Here is an 18308-nt window from a genome sequence, read left to right as displayed (position 1 = left end):
GTCATGCTGTCTATTATTGAACAATTAAAACTGGGAAAACTCTGGGATTTCCCGGGTGGCATCCATCCGCCTGAGCAAAAAACACAATCCAATCAGCAGCCGATTGCGCAAGCTGCACTGCCAGAAGAACTCATCATTCCGCTCAAACAGCATCTGGGTGCCGTAGGCAGCCTTTGTGTGAATGTCGGCGACAAAGTGCTGAAAGGACAGGTATTAACCCGTACAGATGTGGCACTGAGTGTGCCTGTACATGCCCCGACTTCAGGGGTGATCAGAGCCATTGAATCACGCACGATTGCACATCCTTCCGGATTATCAGATCGCTGTATCGTGCTTAAGCCAGACGGCGAAGACCGCTGGGGTGACAAACATCCCCTTTCAGATTACCGCCAGACTGAGCCGGCAGATCTGATTGAACATATCCGCACTTGCGGTATCTCCGGAATGGGCGGAGCCGGTTTCCCGACCGCGCGTAAACTCCAGAGCGCGCTGGGTAAAACGGATCTGCTGATTATCAATGCCGCGGAATGTGAGCCTTACATCACTGCCGACGATCGCCTGATGCAGGACCATGCTGACGAGATTGTTGAAGGGATCCGTATCATCAGCCACATCCTGAATCCCAAAATGACGGTCATCGGGATTGAAGATAACAAGCCCGAAGCCATTCAGGCACTGACGCAGGTGGTCACGGCAGAAGACAACATCCTGATCCGGGTGATTCCGACCAAATACCCGTCCGGCGGTGAAAAGCAGCTGATTAAGATTCTCACCGGCCGTGAAGTGCCAACGCAGGGCATCCCTGCGGATATTGGCATCATGATGCAAAACATCGGCACGGCACATGCCATCAAACGCGCCGTCATAAACGGTGAGCCCCTGATTCAGCGAGTTGTGACCGTCACCGGGCAGACAATCAAAGAACCCGGCAACACCTGGGCACTGCTGGGTACCCCGGTTCAGTTTCTTTTGCATCGCTTTGGATACAAGCTGGATAAAAAACTGCCGCGCGTGATCATGGGCGGACCGATGATGGGATTCACCCTCCCCCACACCGGCGTGCCAATCACAAAAACAGCGAACTGTATTCTGGCCCCCAGCCGCAAAGAGCTGAGTGCTTCCAGCGACGAAATGTCCTGTATCCGTTGTACGGCCTGTGCAGAAGCCTGCCCTGTCTCCCTGCTACCCCAACAGTTACAGTGGTACGCCAAAGACGGCGACTATGACAAGTGTGAAGAATACAACCTGTTCGACTGTATTGAATGCGGTGCCTGTGCGTATGTCTGCCCAAGTGAAATACCGCTGGTGCATTATTACCGTCAGGCTAAAGCAGAAATTCGCCACCGCAAACAGGATGAACTCAGCGCGGACCGCGCCAAACAGCGATTTGAAGCCAAGAAAGAACGTCTGGAACGCGAAAAAGAAGAGCGCGAACAACGCTTCAAGAAAGCTGCAGATCAGCGCCGGAAAGACATGGCTGCCAAAGGCGGAGATGATGCCGTTGCCGCTGCCATTGCTCGTGTGAAAGCGAAAAAAGAAGCCGATGCCGCAGGTCCGGAAGTCAAACCTGCCGTTGCGGCAGCAATTGCCAAAGCAAAAGCCAAACAAGCAGAGGCTCTGGCAAATACCCAGCCCGCTGCACCCGGCGACACAGTGCTGCCAGACAACAGTGAAATGGCGAAGTTACGGGAGCAGCGTAAACAAGAAGCCCGGGAACGAAAAGCCGCCAGGGCCGCTTCGGAAGAAAAAACCACAGCGGCCTCACCTGCACCTGAGGACAAAAAAGCCGCCGTTGCGGCGGCTGTTGCCCGCGCCAAAGCCCGAAAAGCGGCGCAAGGAACCGGAAGCGCAGACGCTGAAGAGAAGAAAGATGCCGTCGCCGCAGCCGTTGCCCGTGCCAAAGCACGGAAAGCTGCTCAGAAAGCTTCACAACCGCCTGAGTCCAAGGCTGAGACTGAGTCACAAACCGCAGCACCTGACGCGTCTGACAATGCAGGAGACGCGAAAAAAGCTGCCGTCGCTGCTGCCATTGCAAGTGCCAAAGCCCGTAAGGCTGCACAATCGGCTGAGCAGCCACCTGCTGCTCAAGCGGAAGCAACTGAATCCCCGGAACAGGCAACCGATCCGAAAAAAGCTGCTGTTGCCGCTGCGATAGCACGTGCCAAGGCTCGTAAAGCAGCTCAACAAGACAATTCAGAAACGGCGTCTTCAGACAATCAGGCTGCTACAGAACCCAAAGTTGCTCCAACAGAGCCTTCGGCAGAACCCGGCGAGGCGGTCGATCCCAAAAAGGCCGCAGTTGTTGCAGCCATTGCACGTGCCAAAGCTCGCAAAGCAACTCAACAAAGCAACTCGGAATCGGCGTCTTCAGACATTGAGGCTGCTACAGAACCCAAAGTTGCTCCAACAGAGCCTTCGGCAGAACCAGGCGAGACGGTCGATCCCAAAAAGGCCGCAGTTGCTGCTGCCATTGCACGCGCCAAAGCACGCAAAGCAGCACAACAGGCAAAGAAACAGCCCGAGCCATCTGACAGCAATTCATCAGAAGCTGAATCAGAAAAAACGGCTGTGCCTGATGTCCCGTCAGAAGATCCGAAAAAAGCAGCAGTTGCTGCCGCCATCGCCCGTGCCAAAGCACGGAAAGCCGCTCAGGAAGCGGCACGAAAGCAAACAGATAATCAACAAGAATCAAACGAGGATAACTAACCGTGGCTTTTAATATTGCCAGTTCTCCCCATGCCCACAGCCGTCGCAGCACGCATGACATCATGCGTAACGTCATTCTTTGCTGCGGTCTCGGTTTTGCCGCGCAATGGTATTTTTTCGGTTGGGGAGTTGTCTTTCAGGTCCTGTTTGCCGGTTGCCTTGCCGTCCTGGCTGAAACCATCATTCTGGCACTGCGTCAACGTCCGCTCCGTCAGGTCAGAGATAACAGTGCTCTGTTAACCGGCGTGCTGCTCGGCCTGTCCATCCCGCCTCTGGCGCCCTGGTGGATCACGGTAATCGGTATTTTCTTTGCTGTGGTGATCGCCAAACACCTCTACGGCGGACTGGGTCAGAACCTGTTCAACCCGGCCATGGTTGCCTATGTCGTTCTGCTGATTTCATTCCCGGTTCCGATGACTTCCTGGCTGCCGCCAGCCGCTATCAGCGATCATCCGGTCACCCTGATGGAAAGCCTGCAGGTCATGTTCACCGGATTCACCGCAGACGGATTCAGTGTTCATCAGCTCCGAAACGGCATTGATGGTGTCACCATGGCCACCCCGCTGGACACCATCAAAACGGCCATGAAAGCAGGATTTACAGCAACCGAAGGCATGAACAGCCCGGTATTCGGCACGCTGGCAGGTATCGGCTGGACATGGGTCAACATCGGCTTTCTGCTGGGTGGACTGGTGCTGCTGAAGCTGCGCATTATTCAATGGCAGATCCCGGTCGCTATGCTGGCTGCCCTGTTTGTCATCAGCACGTTAGGCTATATCATCAGTCCTGACGGCACAGCCTCCCCGCTTGTCCACCTGTTTTCCGGTGCGACCATGCTGGGTGCATTTTTTATTGCCACCGATCCGGTATCTGCGTCCACCACCACCCGCGGACGACTGATTTTTGGTGCCATGATCGGCATTCTGACCTATCTGATCCGTACCTTTGGCGGTTTCCCGGATGGCGTTGCCTTCAGCGTCCTTCTGGCAAACATGTGTGTGCCGTTGATCGATTATTACACCCGTCCGCGAACCTACGGCCATTCATAGGAGTCCTCATGATACTGAAGAACATGCAGAAAAACGGGGGAATCCTGGCGGTTTCAGCTTTACTGGCAACCGCCCTGGTTGCCCTCACCCACCAGGTCACCGCATCACGTATTCAGGAGCAGGAACAGAAACAACTGCTCCAGGTCCTCAATCAGGTCATTCCTGAAGATAGCCACGACAATGAAATCTATAAAAGCTGCACACTCATTCAGCAGCAAGATTATCTGGGCACCAGTGATCCGATGCCGGCCTATCTGGCGACTAAAGACGGTCAGCCGAGCGGTGCTGCCATTGAAGCCATTGCACCGGACGGTTACAACGGCGCGATCAAGCTGATTGTCGGCCTGGACATGACCGGCACGGTCACGGGTGTCCGGGTGCTGGCTCATCAGGAAACCCCGGGGCTGGGCGATAAAATCGACACCCGGATCACACACTGGATTTACAGTTTCACCGGGCGCAAACTTGAAGGGGAAAAAGACCCCCGATGGGCCGTTCGTAAAGATGGTGGCGACTTTGACCAGTTCACCGGGGCAACCATTACACCACGCGCTGTCGTCAACGCTGTAAAACGGGTGTCACTCTATTTTGAGAAACACAGTGACATGCTGTTCACTCAACCGACTCACTGCGAAGGAGCCTGATACCGATGAGTTCCACGCCAAATAAAGAACTGATGGCCAACGGCCTGTGGCATAACAACCCGGCGATTGTTCAGTTGCTCGGGCTGTGCCCGCTGCTGGCTGTCTCTGCAACGGTTACAAATGCGCTGGGCCTTGGCATTGCCACCACCCTGGTCCTGGTGGGCTCGAACCTGATCGTCTCGCTGATCCGGGAATGGGTTCCCAATGAAGTTCGTATTCCGATCTTCGTGATGATCATTGCCGCTTTGGTGACTTGTGTTCAGCTGCTGATGAACGCTTATACCTATGGTTTGTTTTTATCACTGGGTATTTTTATCCCGTTAATCGTCACCAATTGCATCATCATTGGCCGTGCCGAGTCTTTTGCTTCCAAGAATGCCCCCATGCCTGCCGTGATAGACGGCCTGTGGATGGGCCTTGGGATGACCGCGGTGCTGGTTGTGCTGGGTGCCGGCCGGGAAATTCTGGGCAATGGCACCCTGTTCGATGGTGCTGACCGGCTTCTCGGTGACTGGGCCTCCGTCCTGCGGATTGAAGTCTTCAGTACCGAGAATAACTTCCTGCTGGCCATGCTGCCGCCAGGCGCCTTTATTGGCGTCGGTTTCCTCATTGCCCTGAAAAATATCATCGACAGGAAACGGGCAGAAAAAGTGAAAGCTGCTGAGACGAAACCTGAAATTGAACGGGTACGGATCACTTCAGTCAACTAATCAATGCTTCCGGCATCCCTACACACTCAACTGTGCCGGAAGCTGCCCTGCTGAACCTGGGAGCGAACATGAACAACCAGAAACGCGTTCAAATCCTTGAGCGACTGCGGGAGAATAACCCGCACCCTGAGACCGAGCTGAACTGGAGCACTCCCTTCGAATTGCTGATCGCTGTCTTGCTGTCTGCGCAGGCAACCGATGTCAGCGTAAACAAAGCGACAGACAAACTGTATCCGATTGCCAACACTCCGAAAGCCATGCTGGCACTGGGTGTCGATGGCGTGAAGGAATACATCAAAACCATTGGCCTGTTTAACTCAAAAGCCGAGAATGTCATCAAAACCTGCCGCATTCTGGTCGAGCAACACGGCGGGGAAGTACCGGAAAGCCGGGAAGCACTGGAAGCACTGCCGGGCGTCGGTCGTAAAACCGCGAATGTTGTTCTGAACACGGCTTTTGGCTGGCCAACCATTGCCGTCGATACCCATATTTTCAGGGTTTCTAACCGGACCAAATTTGCAATGGGCAAGAATGTCGACGAAGTAGAGCAAAAACTGCTGAAAGTCGTTCCCAAAGAGTTCAAAGTTGACGTCCATCACTGGCTGATCCTGCATGGCCGTTATACCTGTATTGCCAGAAAACCTCGCTGCGGCAGTTGTATCATCGAGGATCTCTGCGAATTTAAAGAAAAAGTCTATCCGGCTGAATAAGCCCAAAAAACAGAGGAGAGATTCATGGCTAACGGACGTATTTTGCACACCATGCTGCGTGTGGGTGATCTTGACCGTTCTATCGCGTTCTATACCGATGTCATGGGCATGAAGCTGCTGAGAAAATCAGAGAACGAAGCCTATCAGTACACACTTGCTTTCGTCGGCTATTCCGACGAGTCAGAAGGCGCTGTCATTGAACTGACCTATAACTGGGGCACCAGCGAATATGACATGGGAACCGCGTACGGTCATATCGCCATTGGGGTTGAAGATATCTATGCGACCTGTGATGCAATCAAAGCATCAGGCGGGAATGTGACGCGTGAACCGGGACCAGTCAAAGGCGGGACAACACATATTGCTTTTGTCCGTGACCCGGATGGTTACCAGATTGAGCTGATCCAGCGCAGCTGACCCAACAAATCAGGGCAGGATCAACCTGCCCTGTCTGTCTTTATTCCACCTTGCCAAAGTACTCCGTTACCTCCACCCGGTAAGTTTCATCCTGATTGCCAGGCTCTATGACTTCCACTGAATAATATGGCATATCTGACCTTTTCAGCTTCTCCAGTACATTTTCTGTCAGGTTTTCTGCACTGACGGAGCTGAACACTTCATAAGTTGCCGCTTTATTCAGCGCCATTTCTTCGGCCTGCTCTTTGGTAATCAACTGAGCCTGAGTTGCCTCAGCCACTTTCTCTTTTAATACCTCTATGTCGCTGTCATTGAGATATTTTTCTTCTGCAAGCCCGGAAGTGGCAGTCAAAAGCACCGAGATAGCCAAGAGTTGCCATTTCATATTTTCACCACGCTTTTTCCATTTATCTGTATTGAATCTTTGATCCTTACTTCTATCAATCTAGCGTGTTTTGCCTTTCTCTCAGCTTCAATTGTGAGAACAGTGATCATCATTCAGTTGATATTGATAATCGATCTCATTATCATCTATTGGTATTTCTTACAGGAGAACCACCATGTCATTCCACTTCCCTGCCCTGCCTTATCCCTTTGATGCACTCGAACCTTACATTGATGCGAAAACAATGGAAGTGCACTACAGCCGCCACCACAAGACATACTTTGATAAATTCATGGCTGCAATTCAAGGGACAGAGCTGGAGCATCAAAGCCTGGAAACGATTTTTGCCCGGGTATCTGAGCACAGCCCGGCCGTCAGAAACCATGGCGGAGGTTTTTTTAACCATAACCTTTACTGGCAATGTATGTCGCCTCAAGGCGGCGGCCAGCCCGGCGGCTTACTGGCTGAAGCGATTCGCTGTCATTTCGGGAGTTTCGAAGATTTTAAAACGGCTTTCTCAGATACCGCAGCGACCCATTTCGGGTCTGGTTTTATCTGGCTGTCTGTCGCAGAAGGCCGGCTGGAGATCTCATCCACCAGCAACCAGGACAATCCGCTGATGGATGTCGCAGAAAAGCCCGGCATACCGATTCTGGCACTGGATGTATGGGAACATGCGTACTATCTGAGCTACCAGAACAAACGTCCAGATTACATTGATGCCTGGTGGCATGTGGTGGACTGGAATCAGATCGAACAAAACTACCTGGATACACTGCAACGATAACAGGAGCGTCCTATGAACGTGTCACGGTGGGAAATGCATACGTTAATGGCTTTAGAGGCAGAAAAGGCCAATAAGCCCATGATGTCGGTCATCCACTATCAGCTGGCTCTGGCTGAATCTCAGCAATTAAGACCGACTGCAGGAAATCTGGATGAGCTCGAAGAACTACTGACAATTCAGGTCACGGCCTGCCATAACATGGCAAACTTTTGGCAGAAACAGGGGGACAATGAGTATGAACTCAAATACCTTCAGCTGGCATCAGAGCAAATAATGACACTGATTCCGCAATGCCCTCACCGTGACTGTGAAGCCTTTATCAGCTCGATTGGTTGCTGCAAATCGGCACTGATCGACTTTCTCAAACGCCATCCGGATCCGAGAATCGCTCAGCAGGTTGCACAGATCACAACCTCAAATCAGTGCGAACTGATTGCCCGGTTCCGTTTACAGTGAGTTGAAACCAAAACCAGCCCATCCGGAGTCGATTCCTTCCGGATGGCCGGATCATGCCGCCTTACATCAGACTTGAGGTTCTGCCCATGGAAATCACCACGCGGCGGTTTTTATTCCGTCCAATTGGTGTTCCGTTGTCCGCAATCGGACGACGTTCGCCAAACCCCTGCACCTGAATCCGATCTTTCGGCAATCCTAAAGACACAAAGTACTGCTCCAGCTTCTCAGCCCGGCGTTCAGACAGGGTCTGATTGGTATTCTTACCGCCGGAAGCATCGCTGTAAGTCGCAACAAGCACCAAATCAATATCCGTGCTGTACTTGATGAAGTCAGCAATTTGCGCAAGCCGTTTCTGCGATGCCTTGTTCAGCTCATCGCTGTTTTTGTCATAGTGAAGGACGGTGAAAGAAATATCTTCAAAGTTGTATGGCAACAAATTCGCCAAACAACTGCTGAAAGTTTTGTATCCGATGTTAAATGCAACGGCTGACAGCCCAACTTCAACTCGTTCGTTTCTGTGCTGCCAGTCGGGATAACTGAATGTAGGGATTTTCCCTTCTTCCAGTTCCGACAACATGGTCCAGGCTGTCTGTCCGCCGACGTAACCATCAAACTGTTTGAAAAATTTCAGCTTCGCCAAAGGCTCGGCGGCTTCTCCGGGACGCCATCGCGGTGGCATCGACACCAGAGTTACATTACTCGTCTGCCCCAGCGGACGACGCATCTGAAGCTCAAAATCAAGATTCATTTTTTTACTGGCGCGGGCAGTAAACTCAGCCTGGCCAAAATTCGGAATCTGATGCTGAAGCCGGCATTCTAAAGGGGTATCGACCGCCATCTCCCAAGTCGAGTCTCCGGGTGTCGCGACATAATATTTTCCTGCCCAGGCCGGTGAACAGGCTCCTATCAGTGCTAAAGACAAAGCCCCCAGCTTTAATGGCAACGTCATTTTTTTCATCCCGGTCAACCTACTTGCAAGAACTGAGTATTGTATCGGATTCTGGTGCAAAATCTTTAACCCTGTTTTCGCTTTATGGCTCTGTATCAATAATTTTTACTCTTTGGGGTTAGGGTTTAGCTTCACGGCCAGATCTGACATAATGCGGGCCTCTTTTTTTTCAACAGCATTATCATGAGCCAAGAAAACACAACAAATACCCTGAAAAGTCGCTTTCGTGGTTTCTTCCCTGTCGTCGTCGATGTGGAAACTGCCGGTTTCAATGCCAGTACAGATGCCCTGCTTGAGATTTGTGCCGTCACTTTAACCATGGACGAAGATGGATGGCTCAAACCTGCCAGCACAATGCATTTTCATATCACCCCTTTTGAAGGTGCCGTGATTCATCAGGAAGCGCTGGACTTCAATGGGATTAAAGATCCTTTCAGCCCTTTACGTGGTGCTGTTTCTGAAGAAGAAGCCCTGAAAGAAATCTACAAAGAAATCCGCAAAGAGCAGAAAGCGGCCGGCTGTTCCCGTGCCATTATGGTTGCCCATAACGCAAATTTTGATCACAGCTTCGTTATGACAGCCTCAGAACGCGCCAGTCTGAAACGTATCCCTTTCCATCCGTTTGCGACGTTTGACACAGCGGCACTCAGTGGCCTTGCATTCGGACAAACGGTGCTGGCGAAAGCTTGCGAGGCGGCCGGGATCCCATTTGATAACAAAGAAGCCCACTCAGCTCTCTATGATACGGAACGAACCGCAGAATTATTTTGTGAGATCGTTAACAAATGGAAAAAATTAGGCGGATGGCCTGTCGCACCGCTTCAAACAGATGATGCCGCACAAGCCTGACGTTCCTGAGCCAACACTCATCAGACCTCTTACCAAAGCCCAGCAATGCTGGGCACTTTTCTGAGACAAATTAATTCACTGCACAAAAGTCAAACATATGTTTTAAACATAATTTAATAATACACCGTCCAAAACCTCTGTTCAGGCATAAAACGACCTGTTACATATGGTTAACATTAGTGTATCGAATCCTTATACTTCACCGGTATGAGCAGATTCACCTTTCCTTCATGGATTGAAGAACGCGAAGCAGATAAATAATTAACAACAAGAGAGGCAGCATAATGTCCAAAAAGTTTCATGTTACCGCACTCGCCGTGGCCGCCGCGCTGACGTCCCTCCAGGCTCAAAGTGCCGGTTTCCAGGTAGGCGAGCACTCAGCCAGCGGACTAGGCCGAGCTTTCGCAGGTGAGGCCGCAATTGCAGACAACGCCGCAGTTTTAGCCCGTAACCCGGCTGCATCGACCATGTTCAAAGAGCGCGCAATTTCTGGTGCCTTTAGCATTGTTGACCCGGCGATTGATGTGGAAAGTGTCGACCGCGATCAGATCGCCAATGACATCGCACCTCCGGGCTTTGTACCTGCGGGATACTATATTCAGCCCATCAATGACAAGCTGGCATTTGGTCTGGGAATGTTCTCAAACTATGGCGTTACGACAGACTACAGCCCAGCTTTCCATGCAGGTTCACTTGCAGGGAAAACATCTCTGATTACCGTAAACTTCAATCCGAGCCTTGGTTACCGTGTGAATGAGCAACTGAGTCTCGGTGTGGGTATCAGCGCAATTTATGGCAAAGCTGAACTGAACCGCCATTATGGTGATCTCGCACTTGCTGTCCCAGGTGCAGACCCAACTGACAAAACTATTCGCATGGAAGGGGACAGCTGGGGATTTGGCTGGAATGTCGGCGCTCTCTTTGAGCTGGATGAAGACAACCGCTTCGGCCTGAGCTATCGCTCACGAACAGACCTGGACTTTGACGGCGATTTCACCGATTACTCCGGCCGTATTACCGGCACGCCAAATAACAAAGTCCCGGGCGATCTGACCGTTGTCCTTCCGGCGATTGCTGAATTTTCTGGTTTTCATCAGCTCAATTCGCAATGGGCTGTCCATTACAGTGTTCAATGGACCCAGTACAGCAAATTTGAAGAGCTGCGCGCAACCGGCAGCCAATGTACTCCGGGTTATAACAACAACGCTGGCCTGTGTCTGCTGAAAGAAGAAGATTATGACGACGCTTTCCGCTACGCGATTGGTACCACTTACACCATCAATCCGGAGTGGACAGTTCGTGGCGGATACGCATACGACGAGCAAGCAGGTCAGCCAACACTGAGCATTCCTGATACTGACCGTAACTGGTTCACGGCTGGTGCCACCTACAACGTCAATTCAAAATTGTCTGTTGACGTTGGTATCGCCTATCTGATCGCTGATGAACTGACTTTCACCGAAGATGACATCAAGTTTGAATCCAGGGGCGGTGCAATTATTGGTTCCGGTCAAGTTAACTACCGTTTCTAAGCCAGTTGCTCTCAGTTAAAAATTAGGGATTAAAAATGAACAAAAAATTACTCGCCCTGCTGGTTGCTTCCAGCTTTGCACTTTACGGTTGTGGTGATGAACAAGGCCTGAGCGGTTCTCCGACGATCGATCCGGATATTAAAAACAGCCTGAGTGCTGAAACAAAAATTGATTTTAATTTGCTCTCAGAAAAAAAAATCGTCATTACACCGAGCTATATGGCGATGGATCTGCCTGACGGTACTCTCAAAACAGAAAGTAAAGCAGCTTCCGACGTGAACGACCTCGGTGATCCTGCAGTGGCCTGGGGTAAAACAGATGGCTGGAGTACCACTCAGCCAATCATCATCAACTTTACCGGGAATGATCTGGCAGCAGAAACGGCGGCAGACAGTTTCTACTTGATTAAATCCGGTGATCCAACAAACTCGTCTGACACCACGACACCAGAAATTCTGTCGGCAGCCAACGGAGACTTTGTCGTTACCGCTTCCGGAAAAACACTGACCGTCATTCTCACCAAGCCTTTAGAGCCGGCCAGCAACTATATGTATGCGGTCACTGAAGATTTAAAAGATGCCAAAGGCCAGCCCGTGGGTATGACCAACTCATACGCTGTGATCAAAAATATTGGGCAAGTTCCTGACCCGCTGTTGAAAAAGCCTCAGGCCATCACGCATGCTGTTGAAACAACAATGGCGACAGTTGCCGGTGTGCAGAAAAATAAAATTATTTTCTCAAACTGGTTCACCACGGCTTCGGTCGGTGAAGTGCTATACGCTGCAAAATCTGCTTCAGCATTGGCGCTCAAGTTTGGTGCAGGCAATATCTGGCATGACAGTGCCATCGCTGATGGAATCAGTCAGACAGATTTGAACGAAATGTTCCAGATGACAGTACCTACCAGCTCCGGTACGACTAGTGGTGGTAATCTGGTGTACACCGGAACGATCAAGCTACCTTACTTCCTGGAAAAAGATCCAACCAAGTTCAGCAATACGCCATGGCAAAGCGCGATGCCGAGCCTGGCAAAAATCTCTAACATTCTGAGCGAAGGTTCTGATGCCGATAAAGCAACGATTGCTCAACAATTAGCTGCTTTAGAGATCTCAACCGATGATCTGAAAGCGGTGAAAACCGATCCGGCAACACAAGTGCGCGTACTGAAAGCTTTGGCTGGTGCCACCTTAACCAAAGCAGATGGTTCTCTGCTGGATACAGAACGACTGATTACCCGCTACAGCCCTGTGCCTAAGCTAAAGGCTGTAGATACTGTCGAGTACACATTAGTCTTGCCATCAAATACGGCAACCTGCGCAACCGGCACAAGTACAGTGTCCATCTATCAACATGGTATTACCTCGACGAAAGCGACAGTCACAGCGTTGGCCGATAGTGTCATTGGGGCAGGTTGCCAAGCGATTTTTGCCATTGATCATCCATTACATGGTACCCGAGGCATTGGTGGTAAGAGTGCTTCTTCAGGTAACCCGGAGATGTATCTGAACCTTGCTTCACTCACTGTCGCCAGGGACAACATGCGCCAAAGCACCATTGATGTGCTAAACCTCCGTGCAGGTGTTGCGCTGGTCTTCCAGAAACTGGGAACAGCGATTCAAAGTGGTGACACTGCGACTATTGCCGCCATGGGACCACTGGCAAGACTGAACCCACTCAGTAAAGTTGGTTTTGTCGGCCATTCATTAGGGGCAATCACCGGCATTAATGTCGCCGATGCAGCCAACAGAACCCTGAACGACGCAACCGGAGATGCTGCCTATGCGATCGATAAAGTTGCACTGGCTAATCCGGGCGCCGGGATTCCTTACCTGTTGCTGCAGTCGGGTCAGTTTGGAGACTTTATCAAGGGTTCTTTGTTGTACAAAGCAAGTGCAGACTTCCAGAAGTTCTGCGCAGATAATTCAATTGCCGGTGCTGCAGCTTGTTTCAAAGCATTTGAAACCGATTTGGTCAACAAAGGGGATCCAGCAGGCGCTCTTGCAAAAGCCTATGCTCAATTCAGCCAATTTGCTTACGTTGCTCAGGGCGTACTGGATACAGTGGATCCAATCAACACTTCTCTGCAAGTGTCCGCCGATTTACCGGTCTACCTGACTCAGGTTGAAGATGATTCCACAATTCCAAATATGCTGGCACAACCAGGTACTGCCGGTTCTGTCGTCACAGGCACCAGCATCCTGCTGCCATACTCGCCATTTGGCGGAACGCTGCCGCTGTTGCAAACAATGAGCCTTGTTCCGACAACCGCGTCTATTAACGGTCAGACCGTGCGAAATGCAGTGCTGTTTGATAATACCGGTTCACACAGTTCACTCTTGAACGGTGATGGCTTAACGAATGAAATGCAAAGCCAGATCAGTTCATTCCTGAACGGTGATGGCACTGTAATGACTGTTACAGACAACTCACATATCAATCCGACACCATAATTGTTGATATGTGTTTCTTTGCCAAAGGCCAGCGCTCGCTGGCCTTTTCTTTATCCGTGAATGAAAAATGAATAGTCCGGCAAGACATGTCCGCCGGATATTCTGCCTGAAATCTGACAACCAAGCGGTTTCCTGTCCTGCTCATGACTGCTGCATGATTATCTGAGGCTAAAAACCCTACCTTGAGCACAATTTTTTCTCGACATGTATGAAAATTTCAGCAAACTAGACGGCCTGCTCGTTGCAGTTTGAATAGAATGATTATTCACTTATGCAATCACACGAATTCAAAATGGAAGTAGTTTTATGAATCCTGTCGTTATTTCCGTCTGTGTCATGCTGGTGCTGGCGCTGATGCGAGTCAACGTCGTGGTCGCACTGACCTTCAGTGCCATCCTCGGCGGACTTGTCGGAGGGCTCTCCCTCACAGATACCATTGCAGCCTTTGAAGGCGGCCTGGGCGGTGGTGCTACTACGGCTCTCAGCTATGCCATGCTGGGCACTTTTGCTGTCGCCATCTCCCGTTCAGGCATTACCGATGTCCTGGCACAAAAAGTCATCAAACGGATCAGTGGTCATCACAATGCCGCTGCGGCGACAGGTGTGAAATACTCAGTACTGACAATTTTGCTGCTGCTGTCTATTTCGTCGCAAAACGCCATTCCGGTACACATTGCTTTTATCCCGATTGTAATTCCCCCTCTGCTGCATGTGTTTGCCAAACTGAAACTTGATCGCCGTCTGATCGCCTGTGTACTGACTTTTGGTCTGGTCACCCCTTACATGGTTCTCCCTGTTGGCTTTGGCGGAATTTTCCTCAACAATATCCTGCTGAAAAACCTGCACGACAATGGTCTGGATGTCGCTGCCAGCCAGGTGCCCTACGCGATGATTCTTCCTGCTGCGGGCATGCTGTTTGGCCTGTTGCTGGCAACTTTCGTCAGCTACCGCAAGCCGCGTGAATATTCAGAAGAGCAAATCCTTGCCAGTGAACCAGAGCATGCCGAAATCAACATGCAACATGTCTATGTTGCCATGATAGCCATCGCTGCAGCACTGGGTGTGCAACTTTACAGTGGCTCGATGATCATCGGGGGACTGGCTGGTTTCATGGTGTTTACTGTTGCAGGCGTGATCAAATGGAAGGAAACCCACGATGTGTTCACCAAAGGTGTTCACATGATGGCCATGATCGGTTTCATCATGATTGCCGCAGCGGGATTTGCTTCAGTCATGAAAGCTACCGGTGGTGTGGAAACGCTGGTCAGCTCACTGGCACATGCGATTGGCGACAATAAGAGCCTGGCCGCCCTGCTGATGCTGGTTGTCGGTCTGCTGGTCACTATGGGCATCGGTTCTTCATTCTCCACCATCCCGATTCTGGCGACCATTTATGTTCCGCTGTGCCTGAGCTTTGGTTTCTCACCACTCGCAACCGTGGCACTGGTCGGCACAGCGGCTGCACTGGGTGACGCAGGTTCACCAGCCTCAGACTCCACTCTGGGTCCGACAGCTGGCCTTAACGCAGACGGTCAGCATGAGCACGTCTGGGATACCGTGGTGCCAACTTTTATCCACTACAACCTGCCGCTGATTGCCTTCGGCTGGATCGCATCGATGATCCTGTAACCGGATACAAAAAGACCCCGCACTGGCGGGGTCTTTTTTTTACGCAACGCAATCTTATTCAGACGCTTCTGCGCTGTCACGACGTTCAGCCGCTTCTTTGATCAATGGCTGCAGTTCACCTTTCTGGAACATTTCCAGAATGATGTCACAACCGCCAATCAGCTCCCCTTCAACCCACAGCTGCGGGAAAGTTGGCCATTGCGCATAAATTGGCAGCTCAGCACGAATATCCGGGTTTTGCAGGATATCAACATAAGCAAACTTTTCACCGCAAGCCATCAGTGCCTGAGAAGCCTGTGAAGAAAAACCGCAGCTTGGCAGTTTTGGTGATCCTTTCATGTACAACAGGATTGGGTTTTCTGAGATCTGTTGCTTGATTTTGTCGATGGTTTCCATAGCTTCCTCTAACGACATCAGCTCTAAAGTAAGTGTGATACCCACATTCTACTTTGTCACGGCAAGGAAAAAAACGCCTAATACAATTGTGGTTAAAGCTTATACTTTCTGAACGTCTGCTTGACGACTATTGCCCATGATACGCTTTTTCTTCCTGAGTACTTTTAATAAAGAAAAAACTTGCTAAAATGTTTTGCAAACACACAAGCCAATCGCTTGTATACAATAACAGACATCTAAAGTGAGGTAGGCGTAACCTACCAACGGAAGCAATGTCGTGGGAAAACCACACCATCAATATGGAGAATCGAGTAATGGCATTCGAACTACCAGCTCTACCGTACGAGAAAAATGCACTTGAGCCACACATCTCTCAAGAAACTCTGGAATATCACCACGGTAAGCACCACAACACCTACGTTGTGAAACTGAACGGCCTGATCGAAGGCACGGAGTACGCAGATAAATCTCTGGAAGAGATCATCAAAACTTCTACTGGCGGCGTTTTCAACAACGCAGCTCAAATCTGGAACCACACGTTCTACTGGCACTGCCTGAGCCCAAATGGTGGCGGTGAGCCAACTGGCGAAGTTGCTGACGCAATTGTAAAAGCGTTCGGTTCTTTCGAAGACTTCAAAGCGAAGTTCACTGATGCGGCTATCAACAACTTCGGTTCTTCATGGACCTGGCTGGTGAAGAAAGCTGACGGTTCTCTGGATATCGTCAATACTTCTAACGCAGGCACTCCGCTGACTGAAGCTGGTGTGACACCACTGCTGACCGTTGACCTGTGGGAACACGCTTACTACATCGACTACCGTAACCTGCGTCCAGACTACATGAACGCATTCTGGGCACTGGTAAACTGGGAATTCGTTGCGAAAAACCTGGCTGCTTAATGCTGCTCACCCATCGATGAGTATAAAAAGGCCCGCACGACAGTGCGGGCCTTTTCTTTATCTGACGAATCAGTCTTTGATTCAGGCTTTTTCGGCCAGGATAATACGCAGTGTGCGACGCAGCGGTTCAGCAGCACCCCACAGCAGCTGGTCACCGACCGTAAAGGCATTCAGGAAATCATCACCCATCGCCAGTTTACGTAAACGGCCAACCGGTACAGACAGCGTCCCCGTCACTTTCGTTGGAGACAGCTCCTGCATCGTGATATCACGCTCATTCGGAATCACTTTGACCCAATCGTTATGAGACGCAATGATGCCTTCGATTTCATCCAGCGGAACATTCTTCTTCAGCTTCAGGGTCAGCGCCTGGCTGTGACAGCGCATTGCACCGATACGAACACAAGTCCCGTCAATCGCAATCGGGCTGTTACCAGTACCGAGAATCTTGTTCGTTTCAACACCGCCTTTCCACTCTTCCTTGCTTTGACCATTGTCACGCTTCACATCGATCCAAGGAATCAGCGAGCCCGCCAGCGGTACACCAAACTCAGAAGCAGGGAAATCAGCTGAACGCATGGTTTGCGCAACTTTACGATCGATATCCAGAATCGAGGTCGCCGGATTAGCAAGCTCACTGGTCACGCAATCGTTGATCACACCCATCTGGCTGATCAGCTCACGCATGTTCTTCGCACCCGCACCGGACGCAGCCTGATACGTTTGTGAAGTCATCCACTCAACCAGACCCGCCTGGAACAGACCACCCACAGCCATCAGCATCAGGCTGACCGTACAGTTACCACCGGCAAACGAACGAACACCGGTGTGAATACCTTGCTGAATCTGATCAAAGTTGACCGGATCCAGAGTGATGATCGTTTGATCATCCATACGCAGCGTCGAGGCTGCATCAATCCAGTAACCTTTCCAGCCTGCCTGGCGCAGTGCCGGATAAACTTTCTCGGTATAGCTACCACCCTGACAAGTAATAATGGCATCCAGCTTCTTCAGCGCTTCAATATCGAACGCATCCTGAAGCATTCCCGCATCTTTACCGAAGTTTGGCGCAGGGATACCCACCTGAGAGGTTGAAAAGAAAACAGGTTCAATATGGTCGAAATCTTTTTCTTCCACCATACGTTGCATCAGTACGGAACCGACCATACCGCGCCAACCGATCAAACCAACTTTCATCATAGTTTGCTACACTCCTTGTTGACATGATTGGGCACCTCCAAAAACAATGACGGAGAAAAGCCACACGCATGCATCTGGTCAAATAAAGGCCCTCAGTCACACACTGACAGCCGCATACATTTCAATCACGCTTTAAAAAACAACTTCATGGCAGATTTTGAAAAAACCAGCAGGATAAACAGCTGATACCATGAAACGAAGATAGCTAAATACCATAAAGCAAAGCCCCTACCAACGCAACAAAATGCCCCAAATAACCTGTATCAAAGCAACCAGAAGTCAGAGCATGATGAGAGATTCAGTATTTACAGAGCATTTCGCTCAATGATGACAAACCAGCTGGCTTTTCATACCAGTTCTCCCCGGGAATCCACACCAAATTCACTGAAATAAGACTTCTTACATTTTTATCAGACTTCTGACATCCATCACCAATAAATCTGATTTTTTTTATAGTCTTTTAAAGACTTGGCATTGAATCCGAATCAAACCTGAAATAAACACAAATTTACTGTATCTCTGTCACCAGACTGACTGACA

The 18308-nt window shown here is 50.5% G+C and carries 17 protein-coding genes; 13 read left to right on the top strand and 4 right to left on the bottom strand.

What is annotated here, in order from left to right; all coding sequences use genetic code 11:
- Window positions 1-3 precede the first annotated feature (3 nt).
- The 6 genes from rsxC (at window position 4) to gloA (ending at window position 6236) form a co-directional block, all read left to right on the top strand.
- A complete protein-coding gene (gene rsxC, locus ACYP03_RS16775) occupies window positions 4-2706 on the top strand; it encodes an electron transport complex subunit RsxC (protein WP_459781162.1) in 2703 nt (900 codons plus the stop codon).
- A gap of 2 nt (window positions 2707-2708) precedes the next feature.
- Window positions 2709-3755: an electron transport complex subunit RsxD gene (gene rsxD, locus ACYP03_RS16770; RefSeq protein WP_459781160.1), complete on the top strand. Its 1047-nt coding sequence runs from the start codon at window positions 2709-2711 to the stop codon at window positions 3753-3755.
- Window positions 3756-3766: 11 nt separating this feature from the next.
- On the top strand, window positions 3767-4399 hold the full coding sequence (gene rsxG / locus ACYP03_RS16765) for an electron transport complex subunit RsxG (protein WP_459781270.1): 633 nt from the start codon (window positions 3767-3769) through the stop codon (window positions 4397-4399).
- A 5-nt stretch (window positions 4400-4404) separates the two neighbouring features.
- Window positions 4405-5109 (top strand): electron transport complex subunit E, encoded by a 705-nt coding sequence (locus ACYP03_RS16760; protein WP_248141026.1) that lies wholly within the window; start codon window positions 4405-4407, stop codon window positions 5107-5109.
- A 68-nt stretch (window positions 5110-5177) separates the two neighbouring features.
- Window positions 5178-5819, top strand: coding sequence for an endonuclease III (gene nth, locus ACYP03_RS16755; protein WP_330959098.1), 642 nt, complete (start codon window positions 5178-5180; stop codon window positions 5817-5819).
- A gap of 24 nt (window positions 5820-5843) precedes the next feature.
- Entirely contained in the window at window positions 5844-6236 is a 393-nt protein-coding gene (gene gloA / locus ACYP03_RS16750; protein ID WP_248141028.1) for a lactoylglutathione lyase, read from the top strand.
- 40 nt (window positions 6237-6276) lie between these two features.
- Here gloA and ACYP03_RS16745 read toward each other — a convergent pair whose 3' ends face one another.
- A complete protein-coding gene (locus ACYP03_RS16745) occupies window positions 6277-6621 on the bottom strand; it encodes a hypothetical protein (protein ID WP_459781157.1) in 345 nt (114 codons plus the stop codon).
- 175 nt (window positions 6622-6796) lie between these two features.
- On the opposite strand from ACYP03_RS16745, the gene ACYP03_RS16740 reads away from it, so the two are divergent.
- Both ACYP03_RS16740 and ACYP03_RS16735 read left to right on the top strand, forming a co-directional pair.
- A complete protein-coding gene (locus ACYP03_RS16740; RefSeq protein ID WP_459781155.1) occupies window positions 6797-7408 on the top strand; it encodes a superoxide dismutase in 612 nt (203 codons plus the stop codon).
- Window positions 7409-7420: 12 nt separating this feature from the next.
- Complete coding sequence (locus tag ACYP03_RS16735) at window positions 7421-7864, top strand: DUF2753 family protein (protein WP_459781153.1); 444 nt, start codon at window positions 7421-7423, stop codon at window positions 7862-7864.
- Window positions 7865-7925: 61 nt separating this feature from the next.
- Here ACYP03_RS16735 and motY read toward each other — a convergent pair whose 3' ends face one another.
- A complete protein-coding gene (gene motY / locus ACYP03_RS16730) occupies window positions 7926-8813 on the bottom strand; it encodes a flagellar protein MotY (RefSeq protein WP_459781151.1) in 888 nt (295 codons plus the stop codon).
- A 183-nt stretch (window positions 8814-8996) separates the two neighbouring features.
- Here motY and rnt point away from each other — a divergent pair, with 183 nt between their 5' ends.
- From rnt to ACYP03_RS16710, 4 genes are all read left to right on the top strand, one after another.
- On the top strand, window positions 8997-9662 hold the full coding sequence (rnt, locus tag ACYP03_RS16725) for a ribonuclease T (protein ID WP_248141036.1): 666 nt from the start codon (window positions 8997-8999) through the stop codon (window positions 9660-9662).
- A 284-nt stretch (window positions 9663-9946) separates the two neighbouring features.
- Window positions 9947-11194, top strand: a complete 1248-nt coding sequence (locus ACYP03_RS16720; protein WP_459781148.1) for a porin — start codon at window positions 9947-9949, stop codon at window positions 11192-11194.
- Window positions 11195-11229: 35 nt separating this feature from the next.
- On the top strand, window positions 11230-13644 hold the full coding sequence (locus ACYP03_RS16715) for a VolA/Pla-1 family phospholipase (RefSeq protein WP_459781146.1): 2415 nt from the start codon (window positions 11230-11232) through the stop codon (window positions 13642-13644).
- 306 nt (window positions 13645-13950) lie between these two features.
- Window positions 13951-15273 (top strand): Na+/H+ antiporter family protein, encoded by a 1323-nt coding sequence (locus ACYP03_RS16710; RefSeq protein WP_248141039.1) that lies wholly within the window; start codon window positions 13951-13953, stop codon window positions 15271-15273.
- 54 nt (window positions 15274-15327) lie between these two features.
- Here ACYP03_RS16710 and ACYP03_RS16705 read toward each other — a convergent pair whose 3' ends face one another.
- The gene (locus ACYP03_RS16705; RefSeq protein WP_248141698.1) at window positions 15328-15669 is read right to left on the bottom strand and encodes a Grx4 family monothiol glutaredoxin; all 342 of its coding nucleotides are present in this window, start codon (window positions 15667-15669) and stop codon (window positions 15328-15330) included.
- Window positions 15670-15983: 314 nt separating this feature from the next.
- Between ACYP03_RS16705 and sodB the strand changes: the two genes are divergently transcribed.
- Window positions 15984-16568 (top strand): superoxide dismutase [Fe], encoded by a 585-nt coding sequence (gene sodB / locus ACYP03_RS16700; RefSeq protein ID WP_459781144.1) that lies wholly within the window; start codon window positions 15984-15986, stop codon window positions 16566-16568.
- An 81-nt stretch (window positions 16569-16649) separates the two neighbouring features.
- Here the strand turns inward: sodB and asd are convergent, their stop codons facing one another.
- A complete protein-coding gene (gene asd, locus ACYP03_RS16695; RefSeq protein ID WP_248141699.1) occupies window positions 16650-17765 on the bottom strand; it encodes an aspartate-semialdehyde dehydrogenase in 1116 nt (371 codons plus the stop codon).
- Window positions 17766-18308: the final 543 nt, after the last annotated feature.

The sequence above is a fragment of the Photobacterium sp. R1 genome (assembly GCF_054600795.1).
This window is presented reverse-complemented; position numbering and strand designations above follow the sequence as displayed.

Coding starts and splice junctions, on each gene's coding strand:
- rsxC (WP_459781162.1), top strand. CDS start 4: ATGCTGTCTATTATTGAACAATTAAAACTGGGAAAACTCTGGGATTTC.
- ACYP03_RS16760 (WP_248141026.1), top strand. CDS start 4,405: ATGAGTTCCACGCCAAATAAAGAACTGATGGCCAACGGCCTGTGGCAT.
- nth (WP_330959098.1), top strand. CDS start 5,178: ATGAACAACCAGAAACGCGTTCAAATCCTTGAGCGACTGCGGGAGAAT.
- gloA (WP_248141028.1), top strand. CDS start 5,844: ATGGCTAACGGACGTATTTTGCACACCATGCTGCGTGTGGGTGATCTT.
- ACYP03_RS16745 (WP_459781157.1), bottom strand. CDS start 6,621: ATGAAATGGCAACTCTTGGCTATCTCGGTGCTTTTGACTGCCACTTCC.
- ACYP03_RS16740 (WP_459781155.1), top strand. CDS start 6,797: ATGTCATTCCACTTCCCTGCCCTGCCTTATCCCTTTGATGCACTCGAA.
- ACYP03_RS16735 (WP_459781153.1), top strand. CDS start 7,421: ATGAACGTGTCACGGTGGGAAATGCATACGTTAATGGCTTTAGAGGCA.
- motY (WP_459781151.1), bottom strand. CDS start 8,813: ATGACGTTGCCATTAAAGCTGGGGGCTTTGTCTTTAGCACTGATAGGA.
- rnt (WP_248141036.1), top strand. CDS start 8,997: ATGAGCCAAGAAAACACAACAAATACCCTGAAAAGTCGCTTTCGTGGT.
- ACYP03_RS16720 (WP_459781148.1), top strand. CDS start 9,947: ATGTCCAAAAAGTTTCATGTTACCGCACTCGCCGTGGCCGCCGCGCTG.
- ACYP03_RS16715 (WP_459781146.1), top strand. CDS start 11,230: ATGAACAAAAAATTACTCGCCCTGCTGGTTGCTTCCAGCTTTGCACTT.
- ACYP03_RS16710 (WP_248141039.1), top strand. CDS start 13,951: ATGAATCCTGTCGTTATTTCCGTCTGTGTCATGCTGGTGCTGGCGCTG.
- ACYP03_RS16705 (WP_248141698.1), bottom strand. CDS start 15,669: ATGGAAACCATCGACAAAATCAAGCAACAGATCTCAGAAAACCCAATC.
- sodB (WP_459781144.1), top strand. CDS start 15,984: ATGGCATTCGAACTACCAGCTCTACCGTACGAGAAAAATGCACTTGAG.
- asd (WP_248141699.1), bottom strand. CDS start 17,765: ATGAAAGTTGGTTTGATCGGTTGGCGCGGTATGGTCGGTTCCGTACTG.